Here is a 14,367-nt window from a genome sequence, read left to right as displayed (position 1 = left end):
TCAGCGGGCGAGAGCGCGGCAGTGCTCCTGTGGAAAGTGCAGCCAGACGGGTTGGCCGCGGTCGATGGCGAGGTGCGGTTCGGCAACCGTGCGGATCTGCGCGCCGCCGGGAAGTTCGATCAGGTAGTCGCGATGCGAGCCGAGATAGACCTGGCGCAGGACCGTGCCCTGCGCCCGGTTCGGCCCGTCGCCCTGCGGCTTGGCGTCCAGCACGATGTCATGATGGCGCACCGAGACGACGCCATCGCCGCCGGCCGAGAAATCGCCGGTGCCGCAGCGAAGCTTCAGCGGGCCGCACTCGACCGTATCGGCATCGAGCCACCGGCCCTTCAGGATGTTGGTGCCGCCGAGGAAGCGCGCCACGAATTCCGATTGCGGCCGCTCATAGATCTCTTCCGGGCTGCCCGCCTGCTCGATCCGGCCCTGGTTCATCACCACGATGAGATCGGCCGTGGTCATCGCCTCGGCCTGGTCGTGCGTCACATAGACGGTGGTGTAGCGATAGGCGTCGTGGAGCCGGCGGATCTCGAAGCGCATCTCCTCGCGCAGGTTGGCGTCGAGATTGGAGAGCGGCTCGTCGAGCAGCAGGATCTCGGGCTCGACGACGAGCGCGCGTGCCAGCGAAACGCGTTGCTGCTGCCCTCCGGACAGCTCTCCCGGATAGCGCTCGGCCAGCGGCTTCAACCGCGTGACGTCGAGGATCTTGTCGACGAGCCGCGCGATCTCGGCCGCCTGCATCTTCCGGAGGGACAGCCCATAGCCGATATTCTCGCGAACGGTCATGTGCGGCCAGAGCGCGTAGCTCTGGAAGATCATCGACATGCCCCGCCGCTCCGGCGGTTCGCTCCAGCCGGCCGACGAGATCGTGCGCCCGCCGACATGGATCTCGCCACCCTTGGGCGTGATGAAGCCGGCGATGAGGCGCAAGGTGGTCGTCTTGCCGCAACCCGACGGCCCGAGCAGGCAGACGAGATTGCCCTTCTCGACATTCAGATCGACGCGATCGACGACCGTCATCGCGCCGTACCGCATCGTCAGATCGGCAAGTTCCAGAAACGCCAATGCATCCTCCCAGACGCGATATCGCCTGGACATCCGGGGTCCGGGCTTCGTTTTTCTGGATCGGCGGCGAGCGGGTACGCCTGCTCCGCTATCCCAATTTTGATACGAGCTAAGGGCCAATCCTCAGGATTGTCAACAATAAGCATTCTACGATCAACCCTGAGCTGCACTTGAACGGTTGTGCAGTGGGCCGACCGGATCTCCGCGCCTAGGCGGCAGGCGGCAGATCCAAGCCTTAAGCCCAAGTCCCGATATCGGTCTCGGGAGGCGTGGATCTGCGCCGATCTGTTCCCTCCCCGGGACGCGCGACCACCTCATGAGAGCATGGTAACTCGAGAATTGCAAACTGTTGACAGTTTTCTGTAGACGCTGATATCAGAACCTATGACCATTCCAGACGATGCCCTGACCATTCTGAGGACCCGCTCGCTTTCGGGCGTGCTCGAACGCGAAATCGAGAGGGCGATCCTTGCCGGCGAGATTCCGCCGGGGAAGCGGGTCAACGAAAACCATCTGGCGATCCGCTTCGGCACCAGCCGCGGCCCGGTGCGTGAGGCGCTGCGGGCCCTTGAAGGGCTCGGCCTGGTCGAGCTGATCCCCAATCGCGGCGTCTTCATCCGCCAGCCGGCGGTCGAGGAGGCCATCGAGATCTACGACGTGCGCACGGTGCTGTTCGGTCTTGCCGGCAAGCTCCTGGCCGAGCGGGTCAGCGAGGCGGAGGTGGCGCGGTTGAGGGATTATCTCGAGCAGATGGAAGCAGCCGCGCGCCACCGCGACTTCGACCGCTACTACCCGCTCAACCTCGCCTTCCACGAATTCATCATCGATGCCTGCGGCAATGGCACGCTCGCCGCACAATATCGCGGGCTGGTCAAGAAGCTGCACCTGTTTCGTGCCCGCAGCCTGGTGCAGGGCGGCGGCCTGGAGGTTTCCAACTCGGAGCATCGCGAGATGGTCGAGGCGATCGCCGCCCGCGATCCCGAGCGTGCCCAGCGCGCCCATTCCGACCATGTCGCCCGCGCCAAGGCGCGCCTGCTCGCCGCCTACCGGAAGACCGAGGCGCAGCCCACGCGTCTGACCAGCTGACGATCTTCGTTCAAGAGAAAGCCGGATACGCCATGACCGAGCTCAACCACGTTACTGCCTCCGCTGTCGCGTTCATCGAGAGGGCGAGCTACGACGGCCTGCCAGCTGAGGCGCTGCGGATCGGCCGGCGCTGCATCATCGATACGCTTGGCCTCTACCTGGCCGGTGGACTTGAGGACTCGGTGCGCATGCTGGCGGCCGATGCGGCGGAAACCGGCGGCAAGGCCGAGGCGCTGCTGATCGGCCATGGCCATACCCGCGTTCCCGCGGCGCTGGCGGCGCGCGTGCTCGGCACTGCCGGCCATGCTCACGACTGGGACGACACCCAGGTTTCGAACGACCCGCGCCATGTCTACGGCCTGCTGACCCACCCCTCGGTGCCGCCGCTGACCGCCGCGCTTGTGCTGGCGCAACGCCTTGGCGGCGTTGACGGCAAGCGCCTCATGCTCGCCTTCCAGACGGGGTTCGAGGTCGAATGCAAGATCTCGGAATGGATGACGCCGCGCCATTATCGTCGTGGCCATCACAGCAGCGGCACGGTCGGCACCTTCGGCGCCGCCGCCGCCGCCGCGAAGCTGCTCGGTCTCAAGGGCGCTGAGGTGGCGCATGCCCTCGGCATCGCAGCGAGTTTCGCTGCCGGCATCCGCTGCAATTTCGGCACGATGACCAAGCCGCTTCATGTCGGTCGCGCTTCGGAAAACGGCGTCACCGCGGCCCTTCTCGCGGCACGCGGCTTCACCGCCGACCCGGCGGCCCTCGACGGCACCTGGGGCTTCTTCCAGGTGATGGGCGAGGGACTTTCGGAAGAGAAGCTGCCGCAGGGCTTCGGCGAGACGCTGACGATCGCTGAGCCCGGCATCAGCATCAAGCCCTACCCGTCCGGCATCCTGACCCACCAATCGATGGACGCGATGCTGGCGTTGGTGCTCGCGCATGACCTCAAACCCGAGCAGGTCGAGCGCATCCGCTTCTTTGCCGGCAGGAACATCCTCGAGCCGATCCGCTATCCGCTGGCGCAGAACCACCTCCAGGCCAAGTTCTCGATGCCCGCGCTGCTCTCGATGATCGCGCTCTGTCGCCGCGCCAGCCATCACGAGTTCAACGACGCGTTCGTGGCCTCGCCGGCGATGCAGGACATGCAGAAGCGCACCGAAATCCTCAACGACCCCGAAATCGATGCGCGCGGCTATGACAAGATCCGCTCGCGCATCGAGGTCGAGACCAAGGACGGCCGGACCCTCGTGCAATGGGCCGACGAGCGCTATCGCGGCGGCCCGGACAACCCGATCAGCGACGCCGATCTCGAAGCCAAGTTCCGGATGTGTGCCGAGGGCGCGATCACCGACGCCGCCCAGGACAGGCTGCTCGATCTGGCCTGGGGCGTCGACGCCCTGCCGCGGATCGAGATGCTCGTCGAGCAGCTCGTCTTCGACACCACGCCGGCAGTCCGGCCGCTGCGCAACGCCGCGCAGTAAGACGGCCTGGCGCGGAGAAGCCGCGCCGCCGCGCCAATCGAACGAGGCCTCTCCGAAGCAGGGAGGCCCATTCATCGATCTCAGGGAGAGAAACCATGCGACATCTGGCCATCGCCACAGCCGTCGCCACCAGCCTCTCGGCCTGGTCGGCAGGCGGCGCCGCCGCGCAAGCGCCGGTCGATTACCCGCATAAGGTGGTCACGCTCGTCACGCATTCGAGTCCGGGGGGCGGCAGCGACGTCTTCTTGCGCGAGATGGCCAAGCACCTGCCGAAATACATCAAGGCGACCTTCATCATCGAGAACGTGCAGGGTGGCAGCGGAGCCCGCGCCGTCTCGCGGCTGGCGACGGCGCCCGCCGATGGCAGCGTCTTCTACGCGACGACGCCGACCTACATCTACACCTCGCTGCTCTCGAAGACACAGCACGGCTACAAGGACGTCGAGCCGCTGGCGAACTTCTTCACCGACTCGGAGGTGATCTACACCCGCGCCGACGGCCCCTACAAAACCCTCAAGGACGTGATCGACAAGGCGCAGAGCTCGCGTGGGCGTTGGGGCGCGGCCAATCCGGCCTCGCTGGAGCGCCAGGCGGCCGAGCAGCTCAAGAAGGCGGCAGGCGTGTCCCCCGCCGTGGTCTCGCATGAGGGTGGCGGCGACCTGATGATCAACGTGCTCAACGGCACGCTCGATATCGGCATCGGCGAGATCCCGGAGATTCGTCCGCAACTCGAGGCCGGCAAGATCCGGCTGCTCGCGACCTTCGATGCCAAGCGTATGGAAGCCTTCCCCAACGTCCCGACGGTGAAGGAATCCGGCTACGCGATCGCGCTCGACAAATTCCGTGGCCTTGCCGGCCCCAAAGGGCTGCCGCCGGCGATCACCAAGATCTGGGACGAGGTCGTGCCGAAGATCCTGGCCGATCCCGAGTATCAGAAGGTCTACAGAACCGAGAGCCTGGTCGCGAACTTCATACCCCACGACCAGTACCAGGGCTTCGTCCAGAACTTCGGCACCGTCACCGAAGCCTTCCTGAGGGAGAACGGCGTCCTGAAGTGACGCCGCGCTCCAGCGACCATGTGCGCAACCCGTCGGGAAAGACCGTAGCATGAGCGGGCGAACAGCTCAGAAGGATCTGGCAGGCGGGCTCATCGTGCTCGCCATCGCGATCCTGTACTACCTCGGCATCAGCGACATCGCGGAGAGTTCGCTCGCCGACGATGTCGGCGCGGGCGGATTGCCGCGTATCCTCGCCTTCGCCCTGGCCGGGTTCGGCGCGGTCCTGGTGGCCCGCGCCATCATCGAGGGCGCGCTGGCGCGGGCGCCGAAGCCAGCCGCGATAGTCACTCAACCCGGTGATGACGACCCGATCGCGCCGCTGCCGCGCGCGCTCGGTTTCCTCGGCTTCGGTGCGGCCTATGTCGTGCTCGTGCCGATCATCGGCTACCTGCCCGCCATTGCCCTCCTGATCGGCGCGATCGCTCTCTTCGAGGGCGCGGCGGCGAACTGGAAAACCGCGCTGATCGCGATGGGCGGGGCCGTCGGCTACTGGGCGATCTTCGTCAAGCTGCTCGGCGTGCATCAGCCCTCCGGCTGGTTCTTCTAAGGGGACGATGATGCATTCGCTCGGAATCGCATTCGACCTCCTGTTCGGCTCGCCGATCATCCTGTTCTCGATCGTCGGCCTCATCTGGGGCATCATCGGCGGATCGCTGCCCGGTATCTCGGCCTCGATCACCATGGCCCTGCTGCTGCCCTTCACCTACGGCATGGCGCCGGTGCAGGCGATCGTGATGCTGGCCTGCACCTATATCGGCGCCGAATATGGCGGCTCGATCCCGGCCATCCTGATCCGCACACCCGGCACCAACTCGGCCGCCGCGACCGTGATCGACGGCTACGAGATGAAGAAGCAGGGCCGGGCCGGCGAGGCGCTGGGCATCTCGCTCTGGTCGGGCGTCATCGGCAGCCTGTTCGGCCTGGTCATGCTGATCATGCTGACCGAGCCGCTCTCCTGGGTCGCACTCGCCTTCAGGCCAACCTCCTATTTCGCGCTCGGCATTCTCGGCCTCAGCGTCATCGCCTCCATGACCAACGGCTCGCTGCTCAAGGGTCTCGCCGCGGCAGTCGTCGGGCTGATGATCTCGACCATCGGCACCGACCCGATCTCGGGCGTGACGCGCTTCACCTTCGGTAGCCCGGAGCTGCTCGGAGGCGTCGAACCCGTCCTGATCATGATCGGCATCTTCGCGGTCAGCGAGTTGATGATGCAGTCCGGCTCGCGCGACATTGGCGGCCTGCGTGAACAGGTCAAGGTCCGCCTGCCCAGCTTGAGCATGATGAACAGGCTCAAGCGCTCGCAGTTCATCGGCTGCCTGCTCGGCACATTCGAGGGGCTGACCCCGGGTGGCGGCGGTTCGATTGCGGCCTTCCTGTCCTATAACGAGGCCAGGCGCTGGTCGAAGGAGCCGGAGAAATTCGGCAAGGGATCGGAGGAGGGCGTCGCTGCGCCCGAGACCGCCAACAACACGGTGGCCAGCACCGCGTTGATCCCGCTTCTCTCTTTCGGCATTCCGAGCTCGAACTCGACTGCGGTGCTGCTCGGCGGCCTGCTGATCCACGGGCTGCTGCCCGGGCCACGCCTGTTCGAGCAGAATGCCGATGTCGTGGTCGGGCTCTATCTCGGTTCGTTCATCGCGACCCTGGCACAGATCGTCGTCGGCATCCTGCTGCTGCCCGTCTGCGTCTGGCTGGTGAACCGGCCCCGCGCCTATCTCGCCGGCTTCATCCTCGCCTTGATCCTGTCGGGCATCTACACGCTCAACACCTCGCTTGCCGATCTCGGCATCGCGCTCGGCATGGGCCTCGTCGGCTACCTGATGCGCCGCGCCGGGTATCCGTTCCTGCCGCTGATCCTCGGCGTCGTGCTCGGTCACATGGTCGAGTCGAGCTATCGCCGCTCGCTGCTGCTCTCCGGCGGTGACCATTCGATCTTCCTCGAAGACCCGATCGCGGTCGGCCTGCTGCTGGCATCGACCGTCTTCGTCACCCTCTCGCTCGTCCGCGAATTCCGTGACGCGCGCAATGCCAAGCTCAAGGATGCGCACGCGTGAACCACCAGACTTCGATCGCCGATGAGCCGGTCGCGCTGCGGCTCGCCAGCTTCGCCGCCCATGCGAGGGTGAGCCCCAAGGCGCGGGAGACCGTCCGCCTGCTGCTGCTCGACGTCGCCGGGCTTTGCGTCGCGGCGCGTGGCACCGACTATGTCCGCGCCGCCCTGGCCTCGACCGCGTCGTCGGGCAAGGCAACCGCGATCGGCCATGCATCGGGCCTGGGCCCCTATGACGCCGCGCTGGTCAACGGCACCGCGGCGCATGGCGAGGATTTTGACGATACATTCGAGGGCGGGCCGATCCACGCCGGCGCCGTGATCGTGCCGGCCGTGCTGGCGGCGGCGGAGCATCGCGGGTTGTCGGGCGAAGCCGTGCTGCGCGGTGTTGCAGTCGGCACCGAGCTGATGTGCCGAATGAGCCTGGTGACGCCGCAAGCGATTCACAAGGCCTGTTTTCACCCGACCGCGGTGATCGGCGCTCCCGCAGCTGCCGCCGCGGTGGCGAGCGCCCTCGGCCTGCCCCCGAAGCTGATCGCGCATGCCATCGGCGTCGCCGGCAGCCTGGCCTCCGGCATCATCGAATATCTCGCCGACGGCAGCTGGACCAAGCGGCTCCATGCCGGTGCGGCAGCGCAGGCCGGCATCCGGGCCGCCCTGCTGGCCGAGGCCGGCTTCCTCGGACCCGCAACCGTGATCGAGGGCCATCACGGTTTCTACCGCGCCTTCGCTCCGTCGAAGGCACCGGATTTCACGCCGCTGCTCGACGGGTTGGGCGAGAGCTGGGTGCTCGAGACACTCGCCTTCAAGCCCTATGCCTGCGGAACGATGACCCAGCCCTTCGTCGACTGCGCCATCGCACTGGCGCAGCAGGGTATCAAGGCGCAGGACATCGTCAGCCTCGAATGCGAGGTCGGCGAAGGCACGGTGCACCGGCTCTGGGAACCACTGGCGCTGAAACAGGCGCCGCCCAACGCCTATGCGGCAAAATTCTCGACGCCCTATTGCGTCGCCGTCGGTTTCATCGATGGCGGCGCCGGGCTTGGGCAATTCACCGAGGAGCGCGTGGCGGAGGCGAGCGTGCGGGCGCTGGCCGCCAAGGTGTCCTATGTCGTCAATCCAGAAGACGCGTATCCGCGCAATTTCAGCGGCCATATCAGGGCTACCCTCACGGATGGCTCGCTACGCGAGCTGCGTCAGCCGCACATGCGCGGCGGGGCGCATGAACCTCTTTCCGCAGGCGATATCCTGCAGAAATTCCACGACAACGCCGCCTTCGGGAGCTGGGCGCGCGAGCGCTCTGAGCAGATGGCCGCCGCGCTCGACACGCTCGTCGCCGGCGGCAGCGTCGACCTCTCGGCGGCACGGGGCTGAGCGATGACTGAACTCGACGGCAAGGTTGCGCTGGTCACGGGAGCAGCCCGCAATATCGGGCGCGCCATCGCGCTCGAACTCGCCGCCGGTGGGGCAGCGGTGATGGGCGTGGCGCTCTCGGACGAGACAGGGCTTGGCGAAATGGTCGCCGCAGTCGAGGCCGAGGGTGGTCGTGCCGCCTGGCAGTTGGCCGATGTCACCAACCCTGGCTCGGTCCGCGCCGCCGTCGAGGCCACGCTCAAGCGCTTCGGCCGGATCGACATCCTCGTCAACAATGCCGCGATCCGTGGCGAAGTGGCCTTCGATGCGATGACCTTGGCGCAATGGCATCAGGTGCTGGGCGTCACGCTCGACGGCCCGTTCCTGTGCTCGCAGGCGGCGCTGGACGCGCTGACCGCGAGCGGCGCAGGCGCCGTCATCAACATCGGCGGACTGACAGCCTATACCGGCGCGAAGCAACGCGCCCATGTCGTCACCGCCAAGGCCGGACTCGACGGTCTCACCAAAGCGCTGGCGCAGGAGCTGGCCGAGCGCGGGATCACCGTCAACCTCGTCTCCCCCGGCCTGATCGATACGGTGCGCGGCGGCCACTCCGCCGCCGAGCCGGACCATCACAAACACCGCACCACCTTGGTCGGACGCCGCGGCCGGCCGCAGGAGGTCGCGGCGATGGTGCGCTATCTTGCCGGGCCGAACGGGCGCTATCTCACCGGCCAGACCATGCATGTGAATGGCGGGGCCTATCTGCCATGAGCCTCGTGGCCGACCCGGCCTTGCTCGGATCGGCCGTGCAGGTTGTGACGGCGCTCGCCGTCGGCACAGCCGCCCTGGTCGGATCGCTGCTGAGTGCGCTCACCGGCTCGGGCGGCGCGATCGTGCTGTCGCTGGTGCTGGCCCCGATCATCGGCGTCGCCTCCGTGGTGCAGACGATCAGCGTTGCGATGCTGCTCAGTCATGTCGCGCGCGTCGGCGCCTTCCGGACACTGATCGACTGGCCCGTCACGAGGCGCATCCTGTCGGCGGCGATCCCCGGCTGCCTTGCCGGAGCGGTGCTCTATACCCGACTCGACGAGGCGGCGATCGGGCTGGTGCTCGGGATCTTCCTGATCGCGATCGTGGTGCTCAAGCGCCTGTTCGCCGGCCGGCGCTTCGAGATCGGGCCGACCGGCGTTCTCGTCGCGTCAGCATTCTTCGGCTTTCTCTCGGGCACGACGATCGGCGGCGGATTGCTGATGATCCCGATCCTGCTCGGCGCCGGGCTTGGCGGTGCAGCGCTGGTCGCGACCGATGCGATCGTCGGTCTCACCATGCATCTCACCAAGACACTGGTCTTCGGGCAGGCAGCAGTCCTGACCAGCGCGCAGGTCTGGCTCGGTGCGGTGATCGGGCTTTGCATGTTTCCGGGCGCTTGGCTCGCCAGAGCACTGCTCGCCCGCATACCGCTCAAGGTCCACACGCTGCTGCTCGACGGCGTCGTTGCGCTCGGCGGCTTCTCCTTCGTGGTCCAGGCCCTGAGGGACTGAGCTTGAAACGATGTCCGACACAGGTTCCGGCGCACGCCGGTCCGACGCCGCGCTCCAGCCGGGCGCCGGCGACAGCGGTTCCCCTGATGCCGGCTGCAGGAAGGAGAGCAGGAATCGATGAGTGACGAGATCTGCTATGAGGTCGACAGCGGGATCGGCTGGATTACGCTCAACCGGCCGCAGGCGCGCAACGCGCTGACATTTGCGATGTATGACCGTGTCGCCGAGATCTGCTCCGATCTCAAGGGCCATGGCTCACCCAAGGTTCTGGTTCTGACCGGGGCGGGAGAGAAAGCCTTCGCCGCCGGAACGGACATCTCGCAGTTCCGCGCCTTCGACAAGCCGGAGGATGCGCTGACCTATGAGGCACGCATCGACGGTGCATTGCAGAAGATCGAAAGTTGCCAGGTTCCGACCATCGCGGCGATCTCGGGAGCGGCAACGGGCGGAGGCGCCGGCATCGCTTGCGCCTGCGATCTCCGGATTGCGACGCGCAACGCCCGCTTCGGCTTCCCGGTTGCGCGCACGCTCGGCAATTGCCTGTCCATGAACAATTATGCGCGGCTCGCCACCCTGCTCGGACCGGCGCGGGTCAAGGACATCGTCTTTACCGCGCGGCTGATGGATGCCGACGAGGGCCACCGGATCGGTCTCTACACTGAACTCGTCTCCGACCATGCCGCGCTGATGGAGCGGGCAAAGGAATTGGCCACGACCATTGCTGGCCATGCACCGCTGACCCTGCGCGCGACCAAGGAAGCGATGCGACGGATCACCAGATCCGACCGCACAAGGGAAAGCGACCTCATCCTGATGTGCTATATGAGCGCCGATTTCCGAGAGGGTATCGAGGCCTTCCTCACCAAACGCGCGCCGACCTGGCAAGGACGATGAGGCTTGGTGAACCTCGGAAGCCGCGGGTTCGCTGCATTTATGCTGACGGCGGCTCGTCGGCCTTGCCCCGGATCACATAGGCCGCCGCCCCCGCGCTCATCAATGCAAGGCAGAACCAGGTCAGCGCGTAGACAAGATGCGTGTTGCGGAAGCTGACCTGTGTCATCCCGCCCTGCGGCAGCGGGCCAGGCTCGGAGACAGCGTCGGCATCGACGAAATAGGGTGCGACCTCTCCGACGCCCTGTGCCTGCGCGATCTGCACGACATCGCGGGAATACCAGCGCCCGGCGGCGGGATCATTCGCACGCAGGAAGCCGCCACCCGGCTCGCTCAGCCGCAGCAACCCGATGGGACTCGCCGCTTCGCCGGCAACCTTGCGGCGTTCGTCCGGCCCACGCCGCCCCTCCGGCAGGAAGCCGCGATTGACGAGAACGGTAAAGCCGGCATCCGTTCGAAACGCCGCCAGCACCCAGAAGCCGGGGCCGCGCTCCGTCACCGCCATCGTCAGCGTTTCCGGCCCGGGGAGATAGCGCCCCTGCAATGCAACGCGGCGATATTCGTCGGTGGCGGCGTTGATCCTGCCCCATTCCGCCGGCCCGGGCGCGGCCGCTGGCGGCGCGTGGATGCGTGCCTCGACACGGACGATGAGGTCGAGCTTCCAGGCCCGCCGCTGCATCTGCCAGATGCCGAGCCCTGCGAAGATGAGCGCAAGCACGCAGGCTGCGGCGACAAAAACGACATGGGCCGTGCGCGGTCGGCGCCCCTGCCCCGCGTCCGGGAACGTCACGACGCCAGCCTCACATCCTGTGCATGTCGCTCGGCATCATGTTGGCGTTGAGGTGGTACATGACCCACAGCGAGCCCGAGAGCACGATCACCACGATGATGATGGTGAAGATCAGCGCCATCATCGACCAGCCGCCTTCGGAGCGGCCGTTCATGTGAAGAAAATAGACCATGTGGACGACGATCTGCACCGCCGCGAAACCCATGATCACGAGCGCGGTCAAAGTCGCGTGACCGAGCACGTCATTCATGACGAGCCAGAACGGGATCGCGGTCAGGATGACCGAAAGCACGAAGCCGGTGATGTAGCCGCGCAGGCTGCCATGGGGAGCGCCATGGGCGTCCCCGTGCTCGCCATGCGGCTCGGCGTGATTCTGGCTTCCGCTCATTTCAGCACGCCCATCAGGTAGACGAAGGTGAAGACGCCGATCCAGACGATGTCGAGGAAGTGCCAGAACATGCTCAGGCACATCAGCCGGCGGCAATTGGCCTCGATCAGTCCGTGTCTTGCGACCTGCCTCATCAGCACGACCAGCCAGATCAGGCCGAAAGTGACATGCAGCCCGTGCGTACCGACCAGCGTGAAGAAGGAAGAGAGGAACGCGCTGCGCATCGGCGTCGCGCCCTCGTGGATCAGGTGGGCGAACTCGTAAAGCTCGACCGCGAGGAAGCCGAGGCCAAACAGGCCGGTCACGACGAGCCAGCTCTGCATTGCGGCCTGCCGGCCCTTTTCCATCGCCAGCATGGCGAAGCCATAGGTGATCGAGGAGACCAGCAGCAGGCCGGTATTGACCGCCACCAGCCTGAGATCGAACAGGTCGGCGCCGGACGGCCCCGCCGCGTAGTTGCGCCCCAGCACCCCGAACGTCGCGAACAGCACCGCGAAGACGAGGCAATCGCTCATCAGGTAGATCCAGAAGCCGAGCATGGTGGAGCCGCCGGAGTGCTCGTGCTCCTCTTCCGTGACGTAGAACGTCGGGGCGCCGTTTCGGACCGGGACCTGTGCTGCCGCCTTCGCCATCATCATTCCTCAGGCCCGGGCCAGCAGCTTGCTGCGCGAATCCTCTTCGCGCAGTACGGTCTCTGCCGGGATGTGGAAGTCGCGGTCGTAATTGAAGCTGTGCGTGATCACACTCGCCACGGCGCCCACGAAAGTCAGCGCTGCCAGCCACCAGACGTGCCAGATCAGCGCGAAGCCGCAGAGCGTCGCGAAGCCCGCGATGATGACACCGGCCCCGGTATTCCTCGGCATATGAATCGGCCGGAAGCCAGCGAGCGGGCGCTGATAGCCGCGCTTCTTCATGTCGGACCACGAGTCATGGTCGTGGATCACAGGGGTTAAGGCGAAATTGTAATCCGGCGGAGGCGAGGACGTCGACCATTCCAGCGTGCGCCCGTCCCAGGGGTCGCCGGTCGTGTCGCGCAAGGCATCGCGACGGATGATGCTGACCGCGATCTGGATGAGGAAGCAAAGGATGCCGAACAGGATCAGCACCGCGCCGATTGCCGCGATCACGAACCAGATCTGCAACGAGGGGTCCTCGAAGCGATTCAAGCGGCGGGTCACGCCCATCAGGCCGAGCACATAGAGCGGCATGAAGGCGACGTAGAAGCCGACGACCCAGAACCAGAAGGAGAGCTTGCCCCAGAACGGATCGAGCTTGAAGCCGAAGGCCTTCGGAAACCAGTAGGCGATGCCGGCGAAGATGCCGAAGACGACGCCGCCGATGATGACGTTATGGAAATGCGCAACCAGGAACAGGCTGTTGTGCAGCACGAAATCGGCCGGCGGCACCGCCAGCATGACGCCGGTCATGCCGCCGATGACAAAGGTCAGCATGAAGGCGATGAGCCACATCATCGGCAGCTCGAAGCGGATGCGGCCGCGATACATCGTGAACAGCCAGTTGAAGATCTTCGCGCCCGTCGGGATCGAGATGATCATCGTCGTGATGCCGAAGAAGGAATTGACGCTGGCGCCCGAGCCCATCGTGAAGAAATGGTGCAGCCAGACGAGGTAGGACAGGATGGTGATCACCACCGTCGCATAGACCATCGAGGCATAGCCGAAGAGCCGCTTGCCGCAGAAGGTCGAGGCCACCTCCGAGAAGATGCCGAAGGCCGGCAGGATCAGGATGTAGACCTCGGGGTGCCCCCAGATCCAGATCAGGTTCACGTACATCATCGGGTTGCCGCCGAGATCGTTCGTGAAGAAGTTGGTGCCGACATAGCGATCGAGCGTCAGCAGCGCGAGCGTCGCCGCCAGGATCGGGAAGGTCGCGACGATCAGGACATTGGTGCACAGCGACGTCCAGGTGAAGACGGGCATCTTCATCATGTCCATGCCGGGCGCGCGCATCTTGATGATGGTCGCCACCAGGTTGACGCCGGAGAGCGTTGTGCCCACGCCCGCGATCTGCAGCGCCCAGAGATAGTAGTCCACGCCCACCCCGGGTGAGTAGGCGGCACCTGAGAGGGGCGGGTAGGCAAGCCAGCCCGTCTTGGCGAATTCGCCGATGAAGAGCGAGGCCATCACCAGCACGGCGCCGCCCACCGTCATCCAGAAGCTGAAATTGTTGAGGAATGGGAAGGCGACATCCCGCGCGCCGATCTGCAACGGCACGACGAAGTTCATCAGCCCCGTGACGAAGGGCATCGCCACGAAGAAGATCATGATGACGCCATGGGCGGTGAAGATCTGGTCGTAATGGTGCGGCGGCAGGTAGCCCTCGCTGCCGGCAAAAGCGATCGCCTGCTGGCCCCGCATCATCAGCGCGTCGGCGAAGCCGCGCAGCAGCATGATGACCCCCAGGATCATGTACATGATCCCGATCTTCTTGTGGTCGACGCTGGTGAACCACTCGTTCCAGAGATAGCCCCAGGCCTTCATCCGCGTGATCAGCACGAGGAGCGCAAGGCCGCCGAGCACCACGACAGCAAAGGTCGCCACCAGGATCGGCTCGTGCAGCGGCAGCGCTTCGAAGGTGAAACGGCCGAACACCAGCTTCCACCATTCGGGATAGGAGGTCATGGATCCCTCGTCTCGCTAGCGGCGACCA

General features: G+C 65.8%; 14 protein-coding genes. 9 read left to right on the top strand and 5 right to left on the bottom strand.

Going from position 1 to position 14,367, the window contains the following annotated elements:
- Positions 1 to 1,095 (bottom strand): ABC transporter ATP-binding protein, encoded by a 1,095-nt coding sequence (locus AC1DW9_RS07680; protein WP_441492158.1) that lies wholly within the window; start codon positions 1,093 to 1,095, stop codon positions 1 to 3.
- 351 nt (positions 1,096 to 1,446) lie between these two features.
- Between AC1DW9_RS07680 and AC1DW9_RS07675 the strand changes: the two genes are divergently transcribed.
- The 9 genes from AC1DW9_RS07675 (at position 1,447) to AC1DW9_RS07635 (ending at position 10,522) form a co-directional block, all read left to right on the top strand.
- A complete protein-coding gene (locus tag AC1DW9_RS07675) occupies positions 1,447 to 2,148 on the top strand; it encodes an FCD domain-containing protein (protein WP_441505608.1) in 702 nt (233 codons plus the stop codon).
- Positions 2,149 to 2,180: 32 nt separating this feature from the next.
- On the top strand, positions 2,181 to 3,623 hold the full coding sequence (locus tag AC1DW9_RS07670; protein WP_441505609.1) for an MmgE/PrpD family protein: 1,443 nt from the start codon (positions 2,181 to 2,183) through the stop codon (positions 3,621 to 3,623).
- A 95-nt stretch (positions 3,624 to 3,718) separates the two neighbouring features.
- The gene (locus AC1DW9_RS07665) at positions 3,719 to 4,681 is read left to right on the top strand and encodes a tripartite tricarboxylate transporter substrate binding protein (RefSeq protein WP_476768806.1); all 963 of its coding nucleotides are present in this window, start codon (positions 3,719 to 3,721) and stop codon (positions 4,679 to 4,681) included.
- A 49-nt stretch (positions 4,682 to 4,730) separates the two neighbouring features.
- Positions 4,731 to 5,228: a tripartite tricarboxylate transporter TctB family protein gene (locus tag AC1DW9_RS07660; RefSeq protein WP_441492161.1), complete on the top strand. Its 498-nt coding sequence runs from the start codon at positions 4,731 to 4,733 to the stop codon at positions 5,226 to 5,228.
- Positions 5,229 to 5,238: 10 nt separating this feature from the next.
- Positions 5,239 to 6,735 carry a tripartite tricarboxylate transporter permease gene (locus tag AC1DW9_RS07655; RefSeq protein ID WP_441492162.1) on the top strand — a complete coding sequence of 499 codons (1,497 nt, stop codon included), beginning with the start codon at positions 5,239 to 5,241 and terminating at the stop codon, positions 6,733 to 6,735.
- On the top strand, positions 6,732 to 8,105 hold the full coding sequence (locus AC1DW9_RS07650; RefSeq protein WP_441505611.1) for an MmgE/PrpD family protein: 1,374 nt from the start codon (positions 6,732 to 6,734) through the stop codon (positions 8,103 to 8,105). The genes AC1DW9_RS07655 and AC1DW9_RS07650 overlap by 4 nt, the downstream gene beginning before the upstream one ends.
- Before the next feature lie 3 nt (positions 8,106 to 8,108).
- Positions 8,109 to 8,858, top strand: a complete 750-nt coding sequence (locus AC1DW9_RS07645; protein WP_441505612.1) for an SDR family NAD(P)-dependent oxidoreductase — start codon at positions 8,109 to 8,111, stop codon at positions 8,856 to 8,858.
- Positions 8,855 to 9,628, top strand: a complete 774-nt coding sequence (locus tag AC1DW9_RS07640; RefSeq protein WP_441505613.1) for a sulfite exporter TauE/SafE family protein — start codon at positions 8,855 to 8,857, stop codon at positions 9,626 to 9,628. Before AC1DW9_RS07645 ends, AC1DW9_RS07640 begins: the two co-directional genes overlap by 4 nt.
- A gap of 117 nt (positions 9,629 to 9,745) precedes the next feature.
- Positions 9,746 to 10,522, top strand: a complete 777-nt coding sequence (locus AC1DW9_RS07635; protein ID WP_441505614.1) for an enoyl-CoA hydratase/isomerase family protein — start codon at positions 9,746 to 9,748, stop codon at positions 10,520 to 10,522.
- Between the two features lie 37 nt (positions 10,523 to 10,559).
- Here the strand turns inward: AC1DW9_RS07635 and AC1DW9_RS07630 are convergent, their stop codons facing one another.
- The 4 genes from AC1DW9_RS07630 to cyoB are packed head-to-tail and all read right to left on the bottom strand — an operon-like array spanning position 10,560 to position 14,339.
- Positions 10,560 to 11,309, bottom strand: a complete 750-nt coding sequence (locus AC1DW9_RS07630; RefSeq protein ID WP_441505615.1) for an SURF1 family protein — start codon at positions 11,307 to 11,309, stop codon at positions 10,560 to 10,562.
- Between the two features lie 10 nt (positions 11,310 to 11,319).
- Positions 11,320 to 11,697, bottom strand: coding sequence for a cytochrome o ubiquinol oxidase subunit IV (cyoD, locus tag AC1DW9_RS07625; protein WP_441477516.1), 378 nt, complete (start codon positions 11,695 to 11,697; stop codon positions 11,320 to 11,322).
- Entirely contained in the window at positions 11,694 to 12,329 is a 636-nt protein-coding gene (cyoC, locus tag AC1DW9_RS07620; RefSeq protein ID WP_441505616.1) for a cytochrome o ubiquinol oxidase subunit III, read from the bottom strand. The genes cyoD and cyoC overlap by 4 nt, the downstream gene beginning before the upstream one ends.
- Positions 12,330 to 12,338: 9 nt before the next feature.
- Positions 12,339 to 14,339, bottom strand: a complete 2,001-nt coding sequence (gene cyoB / locus AC1DW9_RS07615) for a cytochrome o ubiquinol oxidase subunit I (protein ID WP_476775276.1) — start codon at positions 14,337 to 14,339, stop codon at positions 12,339 to 12,341.
- Positions 14,340 to 14,367 lie beyond the last annotated feature (28 nt).

This window comes from Allobosea sp. P4_E12, assembly GCF_056401655.1.
Note: the sequence above shows the minus strand (reverse complement) of the source record. Positions and strands in the feature narration are given on the sequence as shown.

Coding starts and splice junctions, on each gene's coding strand:
- AC1DW9_RS07645 (WP_441505612.1), top strand. CDS start 8,109: ATGACTGAACTCGACGGCAAGGTTGCGCTGGTCACGGGAGCAGCCCGC.
- AC1DW9_RS07635 (WP_441505614.1), top strand. CDS start 9,746: ATGAGTGACGAGATCTGCTATGAGGTCGACAGCGGGATCGGCTGGATT.
- AC1DW9_RS07680 (WP_441492158.1), bottom strand. CDS start 1,095: ATGTCCAGGCGATATCGCGTCTGGGAGGATGCATTGGCGTTTCTGGAA.
- cyoC (WP_441505616.1), bottom strand. CDS start 12,329: ATGGCGAAGGCGGCAGCACAGGTCCCGGTCCGAAACGGCGCCCCGACG.
- AC1DW9_RS07675 (WP_441505608.1), top strand. CDS start 1,447: ATGACCATTCCAGACGATGCCCTGACCATTCTGAGGACCCGCTCGCTT.
- cyoB (WP_476775276.1), bottom strand. CDS start 14,339: ATGACCTCCTATCCCGAATGGTGGAAGCTGGTGTTCGGCCGTTTCACC.
- cyoD (WP_441477516.1), bottom strand. CDS start 11,697: ATGAGCGGAAGCCAGAATCACGCCGAGCCGCATGGCGAGCACGGGGAC.
- AC1DW9_RS07655 (WP_441492162.1), top strand. CDS start 5,239: ATGCATTCGCTCGGAATCGCATTCGACCTCCTGTTCGGCTCGCCGATC.
- AC1DW9_RS07665 (WP_476768806.1), top strand. CDS start 3,719: ATGCGACATCTGGCCATCGCCACAGCCGTCGCCACCAGCCTCTCGGCC.
- AC1DW9_RS07660 (WP_441492161.1), top strand. CDS start 4,731: ATGAGCGGGCGAACAGCTCAGAAGGATCTGGCAGGCGGGCTCATCGTG.
- AC1DW9_RS07640 (WP_441505613.1), top strand. CDS start 8,855: ATGAGCCTCGTGGCCGACCCGGCCTTGCTCGGATCGGCCGTGCAGGTT.
- AC1DW9_RS07670 (WP_441505609.1), top strand. CDS start 2,181: ATGACCGAGCTCAACCACGTTACTGCCTCCGCTGTCGCGTTCATCGAG.